Genomic DNA, 17207 nt, shown 5'->3' with positions numbered 1-17207 from the left:
GATAGATAGGGCGCGGGTTTGTCGACCTTATCCTCAAGTGACGAGCTGCAAAGGCAACTGATAAATGAACGCCCCTTCAAAGCGCCGCATAAACAAGCGCGGATAGCCGGCCAGGACGCGGATCAATCATCGTATGGCTGCCCGAGGTCGTGGTGACAAAACCAAAGCTCACGCGACTGTCGGGATCGGCAAAACTCACCGGGCCGCCAAGGCCCAGATGACCAAAGGCGCGGGGGCCCATTGCAAGGGAAGCCGTTGGGTCGACTTGCTGCTCCAGCATGCAACCCAGGCCGTAGCGCATTGGGCGCATCCATGAGCGATCCATGCCGTGACTGTGCTCTTGGGTGAACTCACGGAGCATTTCGCGCCCGATAAAGTTTCCCGCCAGCAACGCACTGTAGAAACCGGCGAGGCCGTGAGCGGTACCGTGTCCACACACAGCCGGTTGGCGATAGGCCCACCAGCGAGGGTCGCTGGTGCGTCTGGGCACCATTCCGGGATTGGTGAAGGCATATGTCGCGATGTGCGATGGCTGGTTTTTCAGCACTGCTCGCAACGCTTGCGAGTAAGGATCGCCGACTCGTCCGGTGGCACTGTCGAACCGGGCGATACGATGAAAGTGCTGTTCGTCCACGCCAAGGTGAACGTCCAGGTCATGAGGGTCCAGAATCTCGTCATGGATAAAGACGCAGGCATCGCGGCCGTCCACCCGACGAATCAACTCACCGAGTATCCAGCCAAAGGTGGTGGTGCCGTACCCCAGGTCGGTTCCCGGCTCCCACCACAGCGGCTCGGCCTCCAGGACCCGTATCATGTGTTCCCAGTCAAACATCATGGGGTTGTGGTCGGGCGCGCGCAGCGCCGGCAGGCCCGCGGTGTGATTCATCACCTGACGCAAAGTCACCCGGGCTTTGCCGCTCTGGGCGAACTCAGGCCAGTAACGGGCCACGGGTGCATCCAGCTCCAGCTTGCCCTGCTCGACCAACATCAGCACCGCCACCGCCACATAGGGCTTTACTACGCAAAAGGTATTGGCCAATGTATCGCGCGTCCACGGCTGGGTGCCCTCTTGATCCGCCATACCGGCCCACAGGTCGACGACCATCTCCCCGCCTACCTGCACGCAAAGCCCGGCTCCACGCTCCTGCGGATCATCAAACATCTGCTCGAAAGCCTGCTTGACCGCTTCGAACTGTTTTGCACACATCCCTTGTGCCTTCATACCTCAGACTCCTCGCATTTGAAGTATTGCTATTGAGCATTAACAAAGTTGCCAGGCGACAAGAAACATGCCGCCTGGCAGCCCCATTTACGGATTACGATTGGGCTGTAACTATCAGCTGATAGTACTTTGCGCGAACTTCACCCGCGCGACCGTGTTTGCGAGTGATCCAGGGAAAAACGGTTCGCACGCTTGTATGTGCCGAAGTCATTGAATCTGACACCTGCCTGCGCCATGACTTTATGGGCATAAGGCGCCGTCATCTGACGCAGATAGAACGGGTCCCTCACAACGAAGTGATGAATACTGTGCGTGCTGCCAAAGTTAAAACAGAACATCTGGAACGGCCACAACCACCAAGGGTTCATTACCTGGGTTTGTTGTAACGCATTACGCGGGGCGACGTCGCCATAGTAATGCATATTTGAACTTACAAAGAACAGGCAGAACTGCCTTATCAGGTTTGGAGCGATAAGAATGACGACTACATTATTGACCACCTCCATTAGCGCCAGCGTTGCCGCAGAACTATGAACCTGCGCCCCGCTGATTGACCCAAGCCAGACATACAGGTGGTAGCCGAGGAACACATACCAGCACCCCCAGTACACAAGGCCGAAAGGTGTGTTGAGTCGAATGATTTTGCCTAACAATCTTACCTTTTGCCGCCATCCCGGAGCAAAAACCGCGTTTAGGAAACCAAAGACAAATCCATCCATCAGTTTCAACAACCGCAGGATTCCCCAAGGGCTACCACTGGTAGTGATCCAGGCCTCGACATCCGAGTCAGTTCCGGATTCTTTATGGTGATGAAAGTGCAGGCTGCGTCTTAACCACGGGCTGGGCATTCCCGGTCGCGCCAACCAGCAAAAAAACATCATGGCATTATGGGCCAGCGGTTTTTTTCTGAAATAAAGCCGATGAATCAAATCATGTTCGATTTCATGAATAAAAGAAGTCAGCAGCGCGTTAATAAAAATACACATCCAGCCAGGGATAAAACCCTTGATATAGAGCCCTCCCGTGACCACCATGCCTACCAGGGAAAACACCATGACACTCGCTCCCAGAGCATCCTGATGCTGCAGGATCGGGTAGCGCTTGCGTAGGTCGTTCCCATGTTCGGTAATGCGCCGGGTTACATGATCAATCTTTTCCTGATCGGTATTTAGGCGATCAATTTCGATGGCTTCTTCCAAGACCTTCATCCATTCATCCTCTGCTTGCATCGGGGAATTACCAGCTTCGTCAAGCCGGTCACATCAATTGTTTGAGCGATAAAACAGTAGACATTCAAATTCACTGCGCGAATTCACGCGCACCGCTCAATAAATATGAAATCGACTGTTTACGGAAAACTTGTTAGGATCATTCCAAGCTTCAAAATGATAAGATAAGTTCAATTCTTTGCAACTGTGTATTTTGGGCGAGCTCAGTGTTACAGGAATTTGTGTAAGTTTTAATAATTTAGTTACAGTTTGTACAAGGATAAAACAACTGCGTACAAGTATTGCCAAGGAGGCACTATGAGATTGCATCGCATCAAATATTTCCGGCTCTCTCTACAAGAATCCGAGGGTAGCGCGGAGAAAAAAACGAGCCATGATGTATTTGACGCAGTGTTTTGCGATGAGGCTGCAGACAATGCCGCAAATCGCCCAGGCCTTGAACGGCTGATTCGCTATACACAGTGCGGGGATACCGTGGTTGTCGACAGCATGGCAGCGCTCACCTCCAGCATCGAGCAACTGTGTACCCTGATTCGCCGGTTGATTGAAAAGCAGGTAAACCTGGAGTTTTTGAGCGAAAACCTGGTTTTCCGACACGACTGCCTTGAAGTTATGGAGCCCATCATTGCGGTAATGGAGATGATCGCAGAGTTCGAACGCACTGCGACGATGGAAAGACAGGCAATAGGCATTGCCCGCGCAAAGATGCGGGGAGTTTATAGAGGGCGCAAGAAAAAACTGTCCGACAATCAGGTTGTAAGTTTAATTGACCGTGCCTGTGCGGGAGAAAGTAAATCTAAACTAGCGCGCGATTTTGAAATCAGTCGCCAGACACTTTATCGGTACTTGAGATCTACATAGCGGACTTGTCAGTCACATAATGAAGAGTCCATGGCATGTCCCTTAGATGACCGGCTCCAGGGCTATTTGCGAAACCGCATGCAGCACATCCGCAACCATGTGCTCGGCAGCGCTCTCCCCGTTGATAGGCAACACCGGCACCACCTGCCTTGAAATCCACGCCTCATGCCGCGCTCGATTGCGTCCGCTAAAAAGTGGGTCGTCATACTGCGAGGCCCACTCGCGAAAGGCGATATGTATTTCATGCATATCGCCACCTTGGGCAATACGTTCGCCAAAACGCGCCTTTTCACGCAGGTCCAGGCGCTGTAGGCGCACAGGTGTTGGTGTCGTCACAAAGACGATCAGGCTGGCATGGCTGATAAGCGCTTCTCCCCAGCCATCAGCAGAGCCGGTCAACACCCAGCCTTGATCGCCAAGTGTTCGCTTGATCAAACAGGCGCGCTCGTTGGGTGGTCGCTTGGTTGTGAAAGGCGGATTGGTGGGTAACCAGTAAAAGTCGTCCACATCGACATGGGGTACGCCCAACGACGCTGCAAGGGTTTGCCCCAAGGTCGTGACGCCTGCACACGAAGCGCCGGTGATATAGATGCGCACTGTTCTCTCCATGAATGTAAGCGGCTTTGGAGTCTACGAGTTTTATCCACGCAGCGGGAATGGGGGCGGATCTGTTTAATTAAATGGATCTATCCCCTTTTGTTCTTGCTGAACCCCGTCGCCCCGCACTAAGATGCGACAAATTCTCAAATGCATTCAGTTATCGCGCGGAGGCTTTTCGTGTCGTCGCCACCCACTCCTTCAGCCCCTCACGCCGATATCCGCGCGCTGTACATCGATCATCACGCCTGGTTGCTGGACTGGTTGCGCAAGCGACTGCGTCACGGCGACAACGCTGCCGACCTGGCCCAGGACACCTTTGTGCACATCCTCGGCAAGCCGCAGCGGTTGCAGGAGTTGCGTCAGCCACGGGCGTGGCTGAGCACAGTGGCCCATGGGTTGCTGGTGGATCGCGTGCGCCGCCAACGGGTCGAGCGGGCTTACCTGCAAGCCATTGCCCACCTGCCGGAAGCTGGGGTGCCGTCGCCGGAATCGCAACTGATTCTGTTGGAAACCCTGGTGCGCGTCGACGCCCTGCTCGATGGCCTGCGGCCCAAAGTGCGCATGGCCTTCCTGATGTCGCGGCTCGAAGGCCTCAGCTACAAGGACATCGCCGAGCGCCTGGCGATCAGCCTCAGCTCGGTGGAGAAGTACATGGCCACTGCCATTCGCCACTGCTACCTGGCGCAACGATGAGCGTTCCTGATGGCGTGCTCGATCAGGCGATCGGCTGGTTGGTGCGGATCGAATCCAGCGGCGCCACCCCCGAGGCCCTGGCAGCCTGCCAACGCTGGCGCCAGGCCGATGCGCTGCATGAAACCGCCTGGCAAGCGCTGCAAAAAATCGACGCGCCCTTCCAGAGCCTGGCCGCGCTGCCCGGCAGCGTGGCACTGGACACGCTGGAGCGCCTGAACAGCGGGCAGCGCAGCCGGCGTCAAGCGCTCAAGCTGCTGGGCATGGGGCTGCTTGCCAGCGGCGTTACCGGCTGGTCGCTGCGCGACAGCACGCTGGTGCCCTGGGGCGCGGACTATGCCACTGGGGTCGGCGAACGACGCCAGTTCCTGCTGGCTGACGGCACCCGCCTGCAACTGAACACCGCCAGTACGGTGGATGTGCAATTCAGCGCCCAGCGCCGGCTGATCACCCTGCGGCGTGGCGAGATTTTCATCGACACCGGCAAGGACAGTGCCGCACCCGGCGGGCGCCGCAGCTTCTGGGTCAGCAGCCGGCATGCACAGCTGCAAGCCATCGGCACCGCCTTTGCGGTGCGTGACGAGCCGCATGGCACGCGCCTGCGGGTCGAGGACGGCGTGGTGGCCATTCATGGAAAAGGCGAGCCGATCCAGGTCGCTGCCGGTGAGCAATACCTGATTGATGCCAGCGGCAGCCACCGTGTCGAAGCCAGCCCCCTCAACGCCAGCGCCTGGACCCGTGGGCAGTTGGTGGCCAAACGCATGCGCCTGCACGACCTGACCGCCGAACTGGCGCGTTATCGCCACGGCTGGTTGCACTGTGACCCGGCCGTCGCGCAGTTGGAGGTGTCGGGCGTGTTCCAGCTCGACGACATCGACCGTGCCTTGAGTGCCCTGGGTGATTCGCTGCCGGTGCGCATCGAGCGCTTCACCCCGCTTTGGACCCGTGTCCTCGCTCGTTAAGCCGGATGAGAAAAAATCGCAAAAACTTTTACGGGTTTTGCCAAGCCCTTCGACAGACAGGCAATACACCTCGTCATTCGAAAGGAGCTTACCGTTCATGTCCCACCCTTTGAATCCCCCCCGGCCCCTGCAACGCAGCGTTCTTGCGCTCACCCTCCAGAGCATTTTGCTGGGTGGCATGAGCAGCCTGGTGCTGGCCAGCTTTGCCGTGCAGGCCGAACAGGCCGATAGCCGCCACTACGACCTGGCCGCGGGGGCGCTGGAAGAGTCGCTCAACAGCTTCGCCCAGGTAGCCGGGATCACCCTGCCCTTTGATCCGGCCTTGGTGCAGGGCAAGCGCGCGCCGGCGCTGCGGGGTGACTTTGGGGTGCATGAGGGTCTGGACCGCCTGCTGGTTGACAGTGGTCTGGCCGTTACGCGCAATGCCAGCGGCAACTACCTGCTGATACCGCGCAGCCAAGCCACCGGCGCTGTTGAACTGGGCGCGACCACCGTCAGCGGCCTGGCCCTGGGCTCGACCACTGAAAACAGCGGTTCCTACACCACAGGGGCGATGCAGACTGCAACCAAGCTGCCGTTGTCCCTGCGCGAGACGCCGCAGTCGGTGACGGTGATCACCCGCCAGCGCATGGACGACCAGGGCATGCGCAGCCTTGACGATGTGGTCCAGGCCACGCCCGGGCTGCGCTTGTCGGCCTCGCGCCCGGCCAACAGCGAGTATTTCGCCCGTGGTTTCCCCATCACCAACCTGATGTTTGACGGCCTGCCCACCACTTACAACGCCGACTGGGTCGCCACTGCCGACCTGGCCCCCTACGACCGCGTCGAAGTGGTGCGCGGCGCCACCGGCATGATGCAGGGCGCCGGCAACCCGTCGGCCGCCATCAACATGGTACGCAAACGCCCCACCAAGGAATTCCAGGCCAGTATCAGTGGCAGTGCCGGCAGTTGGGACAACTACCGCAGCGAGCTGGATGTTTCCGGCCCGGTCAATGCCAGCGGCACGGTACGCGGGCGCTTTGTCGGCGCCTACAACGACAAGGACAGCTATCAGGATTACGCCGGGCGCGAACGCGGCGTGTTCTACGGCATCAGCGAGTTCGACCTGAGCGACAGCACGACCCTGACCGTGGGGGCGTCCGACCAGAACGACAATAACAACATCAACTGGGGCGGCTTGCCGGTGAACACCGACGGTAGCCACATGGGCTTCTCGCGCTCCAAGACCTTCGGCTATAGCTGGTCGCACCAGGACGTCGACAATAAGACGGTGTTCGTCGAACTGGACCAGCGCTTCGACAACGACTGGCGCCTGCACCTGGGCGCCTCGAAGAACTGGTCGGAGTTCAAGATGATGGGCGCCGTCCTCGAACGCAACAACGACGCTACCTACCGCCAGCGCGTCTTCAACCAGGGCCGTGATTTTGATCAGTCCACCTATGATTTTTTCGCCAGCGGGCCTTTCTCGCTGCTAGGTCGCCAGCATGAATTGGTGGTGGGCGCCAGCAAGCGCCAGCTCAAGACCGAGGCCACCGGCGGCCACGTGTTCATCAGCGTGCCGGACATCAACGGCTTCAGCCCCAAGGGCCTGGCTAGACCGACCGTTCCGGACGTTTACTCCCTCAATGACAAAGTCGATCAGGAAGGTCTCTACCTGACCACCCGCTGGAACCTGGCCGACCCGCTGAAAGTCATTCTCGGCGCGCGCCTGGACTGGTACGACGCCACCTCGATCTATGACCAGACCAACGACCAGTACTACACCTCGGGCAAAACCCGGGAAGTGCGCCACGTCACCCGCTATGCCGGGGTTATCTATGACCTGGACGACAACCACTCGGTGTATGCCAGCTACACCGACATCTTCCAGCCCCAGACCGAGAAGAACGGTGAAGGTGCCGGAATCAAGCCGATCACCGGCGAAAACTACGAAGTGGGCATCAAGGGCGAGTACTTCGGCGGCGCGCTGAACGCCAGCGCTTCGCTGTTCCAGATCGACCAGCTCAACCGTGCGGCAGAAGTGGCCGACGCCAGTGTCTGCCGAGTGATCCCCGCCGGCAGCTACGGCTGCTATGAAGCCGCCGGCAAGGTGCGCAGCCAGGGACTGGAACTTGAGATCAACGGCGCCCTGACGCCCAATTGGCAAGTGGCTGCCGGCTATACCTTCGCCCAGGCCAAATACGAAAAGGATGCGGACAAGAGCAAGGAAGGCACCCTGTTCGACACCGACGTCCCGCGCCATATGTTCAAGGCCAATACCACCTACCATCTGCAAGGCGACATGAGCCAATGGCGCATCGGTGCCAACCTCTATAGCCAGAGCGCAACGTTCAACAAAGGCAGCAACGTGTTTGGCAAGTTCCATATCGAACAGGATGCCTACGCCTTGGTCGGACTGATGGCGGGTTACCAGGTGAATAAACATCTGGATACCCAACTGAACATCAATAACGTCTTCGACAAAAAGTACTACCAGGGCATCGCCAGCAACTCGACCTGGAGCCCGTACGACGTGTTTGGTGACCCGCGTAACTTCACGGTAACGGCCAAATACTCCTTCTAAGCACCAGCAGGAGATTTCGCACAGACCCCAAGCTGGATTGCCTGCAATGGCGGTCTACCACGAACCACCGCCATCGCGGGCAAGCCCGCTCCTACAGGGGGCGCGGCAGGGCTGAGAATCTGCGCCACATCACCAATCAAATGTAGGAGCCGGCTTGCCGGCGATTAGCGGTCTACCAGCCACCGGATGCTGCGGCTGAACCACCGCCATCGCGGGCAAGCCCGCTCCCACAGGGGGCGCGGCAGGGTTGAAAATCTGCGCCACATCACCAATCAAATGTAGGAGCCGGCTTGCCGGCGATAGCGGTATACCAGCCACCAGATACTGCAGCTGAACCATCGCCATCGCGGGCAAGCCCGCTCCTACAGAGGGTGCGGCAGGGCTGAGAATCTGCGCCACATCACCAATCAAATGTAGGAGCCGGCTTGCCGGCGATAGCGGTCTACCAGCCACCAGATACTGCGGCTGAACCACCGCCATCGCCGGCAAGCCGGCTCCTACAGGGGGCGCGGCAGGGTTGAAAATCTGCGCCACATCACCAATCAAATGTAGGAGCTGGCTTGCCGGCGATTAGCGGTCTACCAGCCACCAGATACAGCGGCTGAACCACCGCCATCGCGGGCAAGCCCGCTCCTACAGAGGGTGCGGCAGGGCTGAGAATCTGCGCCACATCACCAATCAAATGTAGGAGCCGGCTTGCCGGCGATAGCGGTCTACCAGCCACCAGATACTGCGGCTGAACCACCGCCATCGCGGGCAAGCCCGCTCCTACAGGGGGCGCGGCAGGGCTGAGAATCTGCGCCACATCACCAATCAAATGTAGGAGCCGGCTTGCCGGCGATAGCGGTCTACCAGCCACCAGATACAGCGGCTGAACCACTGCCATCGCCGGCAAGCCCGCTCCCACAGGGGGCGCGGCAGGGTTGAAAATCTGCGCCACATCACCAATCAAATGTAGGAGCTGGCTTGCCGGCGATAGCGGTCTACCAGCCACCGGATGCTGCGGCTGAACCACTGCCATCGCCGGCAAGCCGGCTCCTACAGGGGGTGCGCGGCAGGGTTGAGAATCTGCGCCACATCACCAATCAAATGTAGGAGCTGGCTTGCCGGCGATTAGCGGTCTACCAGCCACCAGATACTGCGGCTGAACCACCGCCATCGCCGGCAAGCCCGCTCCCACAGGGGGCGCGGCAGGGCTGAAAATCTGCGCCACATCACCAATCAAATGTAGGAGCTGGCTTGCCGGCGATAGCGGTCTACCAGCCGCCATCAGCGCACATTGCGGTACAGCATCAACCGCGCGCTTTCATGCAGGCCCCGGGTCAGGTCGACCAGGCGTTGGAATTGCTCGGGGTTTTGCGCCGCTACATTATCCAGCGGGGTCAGGGAGCGCAGGTCATGCAGGGTCGGCGCGCTGCCGTCATGCTGCATCTGCAACAGATAATCCTGGGTGACCCCGCCGATCAGCGGGAAGGTACCTTCGCGCAAGACCAGCGGCACCACGCGTTCACCCTCCGGGGCAGGTTGCTGGATATCGCGTCCCATCGCCCCATTGTTGAACGCCACACCCACCATCCCGGCGACCGTCGGCAGCAGGTCGGCCAGCCCCACGGCTTGCTCTATCACCCGGGGCTTGAGCAGGCCCGGGGCGTGAATCAGCATCGGCACATGGTTGCTTTCCAGGCCTAACTGTTCGAAAGCCGGCGGCATATGGGGGATCTGGCTGATACGGGTGTTGTGGTCGCCAAAGAACACGAAAATCGTATTGTCGTAATAACCGCCCGCCTTGGCCATCTCCATCAGCTTGCCGATATTGAAGTCCAGCAGGCGTACTGCGTTGTACTGCTCGACGCTGCGCGAGCCGGCGGCTTGCACCTGGTCCAGGGACAGGTTGCTGCGCTTGAAACCGTCATTGTCCGGGGGAATGGTGAACGGGCGATGATTGCCCGAGGTCTGGACATAGGCAAAAAACGGCCGGCCCTGGGGCAGATCGCGCAGGATCCGGTCGCTTTCCTTGAACAGGTCCAGATCGGAGATGCCCCACACATCCACTCGCGGCGATTGCCAATCGCGTTCTTCATACAAGCGCACGCCATCGATACTTTGCTGGATCAACGCATTGATATTGGCCCACCCGGCGTTACCGCCAATCATGTACAGCTTCTGGTAATCGGTGAAAGCGTTGATCAGCGTGTGCTGGCGAGTGATCAGAGGGTGGCGGGTCGCCGTCTCCTGACGCGTGACATCCGGTACGCCCGTGATGCTCGCCCACACAGTCTTTGCGGTGCCGGTGACCGGCACATAGAAATGCTTGAAGAACCAGCTCTGGCTCGCCAGCCGGTCGAGGTTTGGCGTCGGGTCCAGAGGGTTGCCATAGGCGCCGACCGCACTGGTGCCAAGGGATTCAAGCATCACAAACATCACGTTCGGCGTGGTGCCAAGCCGGTACGGCTGCGCCTTTTGCTCACGCTCGAACGTCAGGCTTTGCGGGTCTGGGCGGTCCACGCCCAGGTAATGGGCAACCACCGGATAATGCTCGCGCACCTGCGGCTCATCGAACTGCGCCTGCCCGGCCTTGAGCGTGTCGTAGAAAAACAGCACCGGGTTCAAACCCAGTGCCGCGATCTTGCCGTTGCCGGAGAAAAATGCATCGCTCCAGCGCAGCGGCACCGGGTTTTGCAAGTTGAGGTTTTCGACTCGACCCAGCAGCGCCAACAGCACGGCGATCAAGCCCAGGCCGCCGCCGAACGCCAGTGAAGTGCGTCGAATGGCTCGCGGCGTACGCCCCAGTGTCCGGCGTTCGAGCCCCACGAACGCGCAGAACCACACACCCAGCACCAGCAGCCAGCCGAGGGCGATCCATAGTACCGGGTAGGTTTGCCACACCATCTGCTGCGAGATCTGTGCATCGTCCAGGTAACGCAGCACGCTGGCGTTAAGCCGCACCCCAAGGTAGGCGTAATGGCCAAAGTCGATGATGTACAGCCAACCGACGATACCCAGTGCCAGTAGCCAATAGCCCCGCGCCACTGCGCGCAACCCTGCGACGCGCACCAGGTTCCAGCGCGGTATCCATGCCAGCACCGCCAACGGCAACGCCAGCAGCACCGCCAGACGCAGGTCGAAACGCAAGCCGATGCCCAGGGTTTCGAGCGCTTGTCGGTTGTCTGCTAACTGCGCAGGATCGAAGCCGGAAAACCCCAGCACAAACACCAGCCGCAGCCCTGCAAACAGCAAGAACGCCAGGCCTATCGCCCCTACGCCATAGCGCAGGCGCCGCGATTGCAACCACCCCATCATTGACCTCTATGTAATTTGACGCTCTTCAGGCAGAGCACGCCGCCCGCCACCAGGCAATAGCCCACCAGCAGCGGATCGATCAGGTAGTCCCAGTAGTTTTCCGACGCCTTCAGGCGTAATGCAAAGGCCAGTGTGCCGAGCGCCAGCATCCACACCGCCAACCCATTGCGTAGCCACAACAGCCCCAAGGCGAGCAGCGCGACAAGCACAATCATCGGCCTTGGGTTAAAGCCCCAGCGATAAGGGTCGAAGTACGTCAGGCCCATGGTGGCCGGGTACAACAGCGCCGCCAGCAGTCCAAACAGCAGCAGCACCTGGGCGTGCGCCCGAGGCGCTTGCGGCTCGACCAGCCCCAGCCGCACCAGGCTTGCCCCGCCCAACAGCACCAGGGTGCTGATTGCCAAATCGTCGGTAAAGCTGCGCACGTAGGCCGCCAGCGGCAGGCCATTTAGGGGGATGAAGCTGACCAACGCCAACCCGGGCAACAGCCACGGGCGCCAGGACTGCAGGCAACGCAGCGACCCGAGCAAGACAAAACCCAGGAGGATGAAGGTTAAATGGGCCTGCCACAGCATCACAGGCGCTCCGCCAGCCAGGCTTCATTGAAGCTGACATGCTTGATGAAGGTGTTATTCCATGAATAAACCAGGTGATACACGCCGTCCTGGCCACGGCTGAAATACGGGTATTCGTACTCGAAATCACAGCCCCGAGGCTTGCACACCCGGTAATCGAGGCTGCTCAGGAAACGTTGCTCCAACGGCAGGCGCCGCGCACCGCTGGAGGCTCGGAAGCCGGCGCCGATGATCGCCTTGTAGGCCTCGGGGGCTAAGGGTTGGCCGAGCGGATCCGGTGACTGGTCCAACTCGATCACATTGCGCCAGTCATTGAGGTCTGTGTCGGTGCCATACAGGCTGAGTTTGAAGCGCCCGTCACGCAGATCGTTGAGCGCCACCAGCAGGCCGTTGCCGGCAGTACCGACTGCCGCCAGGGACGAGTTGGGGTTGGCCGGTTCCAGTGGGTACGGCTCACTCCAGGTCTGCCCGGCATCATCGGTGCGGCTGGCCAGCACGCGGTGATGGGTGTCGCCGGCATAACGCAGCATCGCCACGGCGCGCCTTTCATCCAGGGGCACAATGGTCGGCTGCAGCGAATGTTTGCCCCGGCTGATGCGAAATTTATCAATCACCGCGCCGTCCGCGCTCAGGTACAGGTACTCGGAAAACTTACCCATGAGTTCGTGATAGACCGGCAAGCCAATCGAGCCATCGGCATGAAACACCGGCGCGGCGCGGACCAGCGTGCTGACATTGAAAAACGGCGAGGTGATCAGTTGCCGCGGCGCCGACCAGTTGCGCCCCAGGTCCTCGGAAACCATCACATTGATCGCACTGGTGGCCCAGCCTCCGACAGACACCGACACATAGAACATCCACAGGCGCTGATCCGGCGCGAGGGCGATCACCGGGTTGCCCAGCTTGCGGATGTAGCGCCCGGTGCCATCACGGGTCGACTCGCGGGTCGCCAACACCTGCTCGGCGCCCCACTCCGTGGTCTTGGCGTCGAACCGTGCGGTGCGGATCTGCACATCGGCGGCGCCTTCGCGCGAGCCGGCAAACCACACGGCCATCAAGTCGCCGCCCGGCAGTGCGGTGACCGACGACGAATGCACAAAGTCATCCAACTGCGAGGACACGAACCGGCTGTTGTAGACCGGCTCGGCGCTGGCGGCCACAGGCACGGCAGGCCGTGCGAAAGGCGCCAGGACATGGGCCGGATGACTGCGCCAGGCCGCCCAGAAGACCAGGCATAGCGCCAGGCTGGCAACAATCAATTTCAAGCGAAAAGACAGCATGCGCATAGTGGACTCATGGCAAATGCAGGGTGGGGAGTAAACACAGGACAGCGGCTTCAGTGCGCAGCATCATCCGGCAACCGACGCCGGCGACCGGTCAGCATCGATAACGGCAGGTTGTCGCGTACCTGGACACTTTCAACTACCGCCGCTGCGATATGCAGGCAGACCAGCACCAGCAGGCCATCGACCGCGGTTTCATGCACCTGCAACGGCCAATCGGCGCCCCACAAGGCATCGACCTCCTCCATGGCCCAGCCGCTCAGGCCCGCCGTCAGCATCGCCAGCAGCATCAACAGCATTACCAGTGCGCCCAACGGCGAGTGCCCGAGGCGATGCTCCGGGCGCCTGGCGCGCAGGGCACGCACATGGGCGGCGAGCCTTGCCGGGGTCGGCCAGAAGTCCGCCCAGCGCGCACTGCGTGGCCCGACAAAACCCCACAGCAGCCGTACCAGCAGCCAGCCCATGGCGTAGTAGCCAAGCCAGACATGCCAGTCGTCACCGGCTTCAGTAAAGAAGTAGTTGGCGACAAAGACCCCGGCGATGGACAGGTGAAACAGCCTCACCAGCGGGTCCCACAGTGCTATGGAGTTGCCCGGCATCAGCCCTTGATCTCGGTCTTGACCGCTTTGCCGCTGACCGGATCGTGGTAGATCTCGACCTTGCGCTTGTCCTTGTCGAACCCGTAGATCTCGTAGCAGTTACCATCGGTGACCTTGAACTTGCTGATCTGGTAGCCCTGGGCCTTCAACTGCTCCTGGAACGCCTGCGGGTCTTGCCATTGCGAGCGTTCGGCAGTGGTGCATTGCGGGCCGGCAAGGGCCAGGGGGCTGGCGACAATCAGCGACAACAACAGAATTTTGCCCATGGAAACACTCTCGCTCGGTGAGGAAGGCCCCACTGTGCAAAACCAATCTTAACCAAGTCTTAGTTGGACATGAGTGGTTACATGTTTCTCGTCACCCGGGCTGCCACCACCGCCTCGCCAGCGGCATGATGCCGCCGATATCACACCCGGGAACACACCATGCGCCTATTGTTGGTCGAAGATGATCGGGCCCTCGGCCAAGGCATCCGCGTCGCCCTGAGCAGCGAGGGCTATACCCTGGACTGGTTGCAGGACGGCGCCAGCGCGTTGCATGCGTTATGCAGCGAAAGCTTCGATCTGTTGCTGCTCGACCTCGGCCTGCCACGCCTCGACGGCCTGGCCCTGTTGCGCCAACTGCGCGACAAGCCACTGAACCTGCCGGTCTTGATCCTCACTGCCCGTGACGGCACCGCCGAACGGATTGCCGGTTTGGATGCCGGGGCTGACGACTACCTGGTCAAACCCTTCGATGTCGACGAACTCAAGGCACGCATCCGTGCCTTGCTGCGGCGCAGCCACGGGCGCGCGCAGCCACTGCTGGAGCATGCGGGCGTGTGCCTGGACCCGGTTGGCCAACAGGTCACCTGGCATGGCAACCCGGTGGTGGTGACGCCGATGGAGTACCAACTGCTCCACCAACTGTTGGCGCGCCCCGGCAACGTGGTGACCCGCGAGCGCCTGTCCCGCGCCTTGTATGGCTGGCAGGAAAAAGTCGAGAGCAACACCCTGGAAGTGCTGATCCATAACCTGCGCAAAAAACTTTCGACCGAGTTGATCCGCACGGTGCGCGGCGTCGGGTATGTGATGGAACTCAAGCCATGACCTCGATACGCACACGCATCCTGGTGCCGGTGCTGATCCTCGTCCTGTTGGGCGATGTGCTGATCAGTTGGCTGGTGCTGCGCGACAGCCACCACGAGATCGAAGAAGTGTATGACGCCCAGCTCGCGCAAAGTGCGCGCCTGCTGCAAGGCGTGCTGGCACAGCGCGCGCCGGGTGACAACGACTGGAACCGGCTCTACCAGGCCTTCGACGCCGCCATGAGCCGCGTGGGCGAAGATGGCGCGGCGCACCCTTACGAGACCCGCCTGACGTTCCAGGTATGGCGCAGTGACGGCCAGTTGCTGGTGCGCTCGGCAGAAGCCCCGGAACTGAAGGCACCACCCGCGACCCTCGGTTCCCACGACTTGGTGGAGAACGGTCATGACTGGTGCGCCTTCCTGCTCAAGGATCCGCAGCAAGGGCTGCTGATCTGGGTGGGCGAGCGGGATGACATCCGCCAGGACCTGATCCAGCGCATCGTCGGCCATACGCTGTGGCCCAGTGTGATTGGCGTGCCGCTGTTGGCCGCCTTGATCTGGCTGACCATCGGTTGGGGGTTGCAGCCGTTACGCGCAATGGCCCACACCATCCGTGGACGCAATACCGAAACCCTCAAGCCGCTCAACCTGCGCCCCCTGCCCCACGACCTGGAGCCCATGCAGACCGCGCTCAATCGCCTGTTGCAACAGATCGACAACCTGCTGGCGCGGGAGCGCCGTTTTATCGCCGATGCGGCCCACGAATTGCGCACGCCCCTGGCGATCCTGCGGATCCATGCGCAAAACGCCCAGTTGGCCAGCACCCCACAACAACGGGAGGAAGCCCTGGAGTTCCTGGTCAGCGCCGTCGACCGCGCCACACGCATTGCCAGCCAGTTGCTGACCATGGCGCGTATCGAGCCGCGCCTGGCCAACCCCGATCGATGCGATGTGGAACTGACCGCGCTGGTGCGTGAGGAACTGGCCGAACTGACGCCCCTGGCGCTGGCAAAAGGTATCGAGTTGATCCTCGACAGCGACCACCACTGCCTGGTCAAGACCGACCCCGTCGCCCTGGCGATCGCCCTACAGAATCTGGTGACCAATGCGCTGAACTTCGCCCCACCCGGCAGCGAGGTCCGCGTGCAGGTGCAGCCGCAGGCGTCGGGGGCGGTGTACATCAGTGTCGAGGACGCCGGCCCGGGTATCGACGAAGGTCAATATGCGCGCCTGTTCGAGCGGTTCTACAGCCAGGGGCATGCCAATGGCGCCGGGCTGGGCCTGGCGATTGTGCAGATGATCGTCAGCAAGATCGGCAGCACCTTGCAGCTGTACAACCTGCCCCAGGGCGGGCTGTGCGCTGAACTGCGGATCAACGAGGGCGCGCCGCTTCCTAAAGGTTGAGCAGCCCGCGGGGCGGTTTTGACGTTTTTTTCATGTTTGCCCGCATAAGATCCCGCACCTCGTTGGGGAGTAGCCTGCTTGCGAGTCTTTCGCAAGCGTTCGTATCAACATTCTCGGCAACCTGCCGTGGTACGAACACCTTTTGGTTGGTGAGACCAGCGACACATCCATGCCTAAAGTCGGGCGTGTGGTTGTGTCGTTGACTCATAGCCCGACTGGAAGAGCGCCCGTGAATCCTGTTTCCCTCATTCTCCTGGCCCTGGCCATGTCCACCGACGCCTTTGCCGCCGCGATCGGCAAAGGCTCCAGCCTGCACAAACCACACCTGTCGGAAGCGCTGCGTACCGGTTTGATTTTCGGCGTCATCGAAGCGATCACCCCGATTATCGGCTGGCTGATCGGCCAGGCCGCCACGCGCTGGGTGGCAGACTGGGACCACTGGATCGCCTTCACCTTGCTGGTGGTACTGGGCCTGCACATGATTTACAACGGCCTCAAGCACGAAGACGAGGCCGAAGAGAAAAGCGCCCAGCACTCCTTCCTGGTCCTTGCCGTCACCGCATTTGCCACCAGCATCGATGCCCTCGCGGTGGGCGTCGGCCTGGCGTTTGTCGATGTGAACATCTGGGTGGCCGCTGCCGCCATCGGCCTGGCGACCATGACCATGGTCACCATTGGTGTGATGCTCGGCCGGGTCCTCGGCACGATGTTCGGCAAACGTGCAGAGATCGTGGGCGGGGTCGTGCTGATGATTGTGGGTGCAACGATTTTGTATGAGCACCTGTCGGTCTAATCCTCCATCTATCCTATAGAAAGGGACCGACTGCCCCTTTCTATAGGTGACTTATAACAA

15 protein-coding genes and 1 riboswitch are annotated in these 17207 nt (G+C 60.5%); of the genes, 7 read left to right on the top strand and 8 right to left on the bottom strand.

Annotated elements, in window-relative coordinates; all coding sequences use genetic code 11:
- Positions 1–76 precede the first annotated feature (76 nt).
- Positions 77–1222: a serine hydrolase domain-containing protein gene (locus ACO77H_RS13955; protein WP_169951464.1), complete on the bottom strand. Its 1146-nt coding sequence runs from the start codon at positions 1220–1222 to the stop codon at positions 77–79.
- A 140-nt stretch (positions 1223–1362) separates the two neighbouring features.
- Positions 1363–2430, bottom strand: coding sequence for a fatty acid desaturase (locus tag ACO77H_RS13950; protein ID WP_169951462.1), 1068 nt, complete (start codon positions 2428–2430; stop codon positions 1363–1365).
- A 318-nt stretch (positions 2431–2748) separates the two neighbouring features.
- Between ACO77H_RS13950 and ACO77H_RS13945 the strand changes: the two genes are divergently transcribed.
- Complete coding sequence (locus tag ACO77H_RS13945) at positions 2749–3312, top strand: recombinase family protein (RefSeq protein ID WP_170041467.1); 564 nt, start codon at positions 2749–2751, stop codon at positions 3310–3312.
- Between the two features lie 42 nt (positions 3313–3354).
- Here ACO77H_RS13945 and ACO77H_RS13940 read toward each other — a convergent pair whose 3' ends face one another.
- On the bottom strand, positions 3355–3909 hold the full coding sequence (locus ACO77H_RS13940; protein WP_432755705.1) for an adenylate kinase: 555 nt from the start codon (positions 3907–3909) through the stop codon (positions 3355–3357).
- A 180-nt stretch (positions 3910–4089) separates the two neighbouring features.
- On the opposite strand from ACO77H_RS13940, the gene ACO77H_RS13935 reads away from it, so the two are divergent.
- The 3 genes from ACO77H_RS13935 to ACO77H_RS13925 all read left to right on the top strand — a co-directional run bounded on the left by ACO77H_RS13935 (position 4090) and on the right by ACO77H_RS13925 (position 8127).
- Positions 4090–4605 carry a sigma-70 family RNA polymerase sigma factor gene (locus ACO77H_RS13935; protein WP_346266485.1) on the top strand — a complete coding sequence of 172 codons (516 nt, stop codon included), beginning with the start codon at positions 4090–4092 and terminating at the stop codon, positions 4603–4605.
- A complete protein-coding gene (locus tag ACO77H_RS13930) occupies positions 4602–5564 on the top strand; it encodes a FecR domain-containing protein (protein ID WP_432755704.1) in 963 nt (320 codons plus the stop codon). Before ACO77H_RS13935 ends, ACO77H_RS13930 begins: the two co-directional genes overlap by 4 nt.
- Before the next feature lie 97 nt (positions 5565–5661).
- A complete protein-coding gene (locus ACO77H_RS13925) occupies positions 5662–8127 on the top strand; it encodes a TonB-dependent siderophore receptor (RefSeq protein WP_432755703.1) in 2466 nt (821 codons plus the stop codon).
- Between the two features lie 1269 nt (positions 8128–9396).
- Here the strand turns inward: ACO77H_RS13925 and ACO77H_RS13920 are convergent.
- The 5 genes from ACO77H_RS13920 to ACO77H_RS13900 are packed head-to-tail and all read right to left on the bottom strand — an operon-like array spanning position 9397 to position 14150.
- Positions 9397–11424: an LTA synthase family protein gene (locus tag ACO77H_RS13920; protein ID WP_170057379.1), complete on the bottom strand. Its 2028-nt coding sequence runs from the start codon at positions 11422–11424 to the stop codon at positions 9397–9399.
- Complete coding sequence (locus ACO77H_RS13915; protein ID WP_170057380.1) at positions 11424–12002, bottom strand: hypothetical protein; 579 nt, start codon at positions 12000–12002, stop codon at positions 11424–11426. Before ACO77H_RS13915 ends, ACO77H_RS13920 begins: the two co-directional genes overlap by 1 nt.
- Positions 12002–13288 carry a sialidase family protein gene (locus tag ACO77H_RS13910; protein WP_170057381.1) on the bottom strand — a complete coding sequence of 429 codons (1287 nt, stop codon included), beginning with the start codon at positions 13286–13288 and terminating at the stop codon, positions 12002–12004. The genes ACO77H_RS13915 and ACO77H_RS13910 overlap by 1 nt, the downstream gene beginning before the upstream one ends.
- Before the next feature lie 50 nt (positions 13289–13338).
- Positions 13339–13884 carry a cytochrome b/b6 domain-containing protein gene (locus ACO77H_RS13905; RefSeq protein ID WP_170057382.1) on the bottom strand — a complete coding sequence of 182 codons (546 nt, stop codon included), beginning with the start codon at positions 13882–13884 and terminating at the stop codon, positions 13339–13341.
- Positions 13884–14150 carry a PepSY domain-containing protein gene (locus ACO77H_RS13900; RefSeq protein WP_170057383.1) on the bottom strand — a complete coding sequence of 89 codons (267 nt, stop codon included), beginning with the start codon at positions 14148–14150 and terminating at the stop codon, positions 13884–13886. The genes ACO77H_RS13905 and ACO77H_RS13900 overlap by 1 nt, the downstream gene beginning before the upstream one ends.
- A 159-nt stretch (positions 14151–14309) precedes the next feature.
- On the opposite strand from ACO77H_RS13900, the gene ACO77H_RS13895 reads away from it, so the two are divergent.
- The 3 genes from ACO77H_RS13895 to mntP all read left to right on the top strand — a co-directional run bounded on the left by ACO77H_RS13895 (position 14310) and on the right by mntP (position 17147).
- Positions 14310–14972 carry a response regulator gene (locus ACO77H_RS13895; protein ID WP_170057384.1) on the top strand — a complete coding sequence of 221 codons (663 nt, stop codon included), beginning with the start codon at positions 14310–14312 and terminating at the stop codon, positions 14970–14972.
- Positions 14969–16354: an ATP-binding protein gene (locus tag ACO77H_RS13890; RefSeq protein WP_432755702.1), complete on the top strand. Its 1386-nt coding sequence runs from the start codon at positions 14969–14971 to the stop codon at positions 16352–16354. The genes ACO77H_RS13895 and ACO77H_RS13890 overlap by 4 nt, the downstream gene beginning before the upstream one ends.
- 52 nt (positions 16355–16406) lie before the next feature.
- A riboswitch (yybP-ykoY riboswitch) is annotated at positions 16407–16579 on the top strand.
- A gap of 4 nt (positions 16580–16583) precedes the next feature.
- Complete coding sequence (gene mntP / locus ACO77H_RS13885) at positions 16584–17147, top strand: manganese efflux pump MntP (protein ID WP_432755701.1); 564 nt, start codon at positions 16584–16586, stop codon at positions 17145–17147.
- Positions 17148–17207 lie beyond the last annotated feature (60 nt).

Origin of the sequence: Pseudomonas sp. WMBT8, from assembly GCF_050916005.1 — a bacterium.
Taxonomy (GTDB): Bacteria; Pseudomonadota; Gammaproteobacteria; order Pseudomonadales; family Pseudomonadaceae; genus Aquipseudomonas.
The sequence above is the reverse complement of the archived record's forward strand: the minus strand, read 5'-3'. Positions and strand labels throughout refer to the sequence as shown.

Excerpts from the sequence above, each read along its gene's own strand:
- ACO77H_RS13955 (WP_169951464.1), bottom strand. The coding sequence starts at position 1,222 with ATGAAGGCACAAGGGATGTGTGCAAAACAGTTCGAAGCGGTCAAGCAG.
- ACO77H_RS13950 (WP_169951462.1), bottom strand. The coding sequence starts at position 2,430 with ATGAAGGTCTTGGAAGAAGCCATCGAAATTGATCGCCTAAATACCGAT.
- ACO77H_RS13945 (WP_170041467.1), top strand. The coding sequence starts at position 2,749 with ATGAGATTGCATCGCATCAAATATTTCCGGCTCTCTCTACAAGAATCC.
- ACO77H_RS13930 (WP_432755704.1), top strand. The coding sequence starts at position 4,602 with ATGAGCGTTCCTGATGGCGTGCTCGATCAGGCGATCGGCTGGTTGGTG.
- ACO77H_RS13925 (WP_432755703.1), top strand. The coding sequence starts at position 5,662 with ATGTCCCACCCTTTGAATCCCCCCCGGCCCCTGCAACGCAGCGTTCTT.
- ACO77H_RS13920 (WP_170057379.1), bottom strand. The coding sequence starts at position 11,424 with ATGGGGTGGTTGCAATCGCGGCGCCTGCGCTATGGCGTAGGGGCGATA.
- ACO77H_RS13915 (WP_170057380.1), bottom strand. The coding sequence starts at position 12,002 with ATGCTGTGGCAGGCCCATTTAACCTTCATCCTCCTGGGTTTTGTCTTG.
- ACO77H_RS13910 (WP_170057381.1), bottom strand. The coding sequence starts at position 13,288 with ATGCGCATGCTGTCTTTTCGCTTGAAATTGATTGTTGCCAGCCTGGCG.
- ACO77H_RS13905 (WP_170057382.1), bottom strand. The coding sequence starts at position 13,884 with ATGCCGGGCAACTCCATAGCACTGTGGGACCCGCTGGTGAGGCTGTTT.
- ACO77H_RS13900 (WP_170057383.1), bottom strand. The coding sequence starts at position 14,150 with ATGGGCAAAATTCTGTTGTTGTCGCTGATTGTCGCCAGCCCCCTGGCC.
- ACO77H_RS13895 (WP_170057384.1), top strand. The coding sequence starts at position 14,310 with ATGCGCCTATTGTTGGTCGAAGATGATCGGGCCCTCGGCCAAGGCATC.
- ACO77H_RS13890 (WP_432755702.1), top strand. The coding sequence starts at position 14,969 with ATGACCTCGATACGCACACGCATCCTGGTGCCGGTGCTGATCCTCGTC.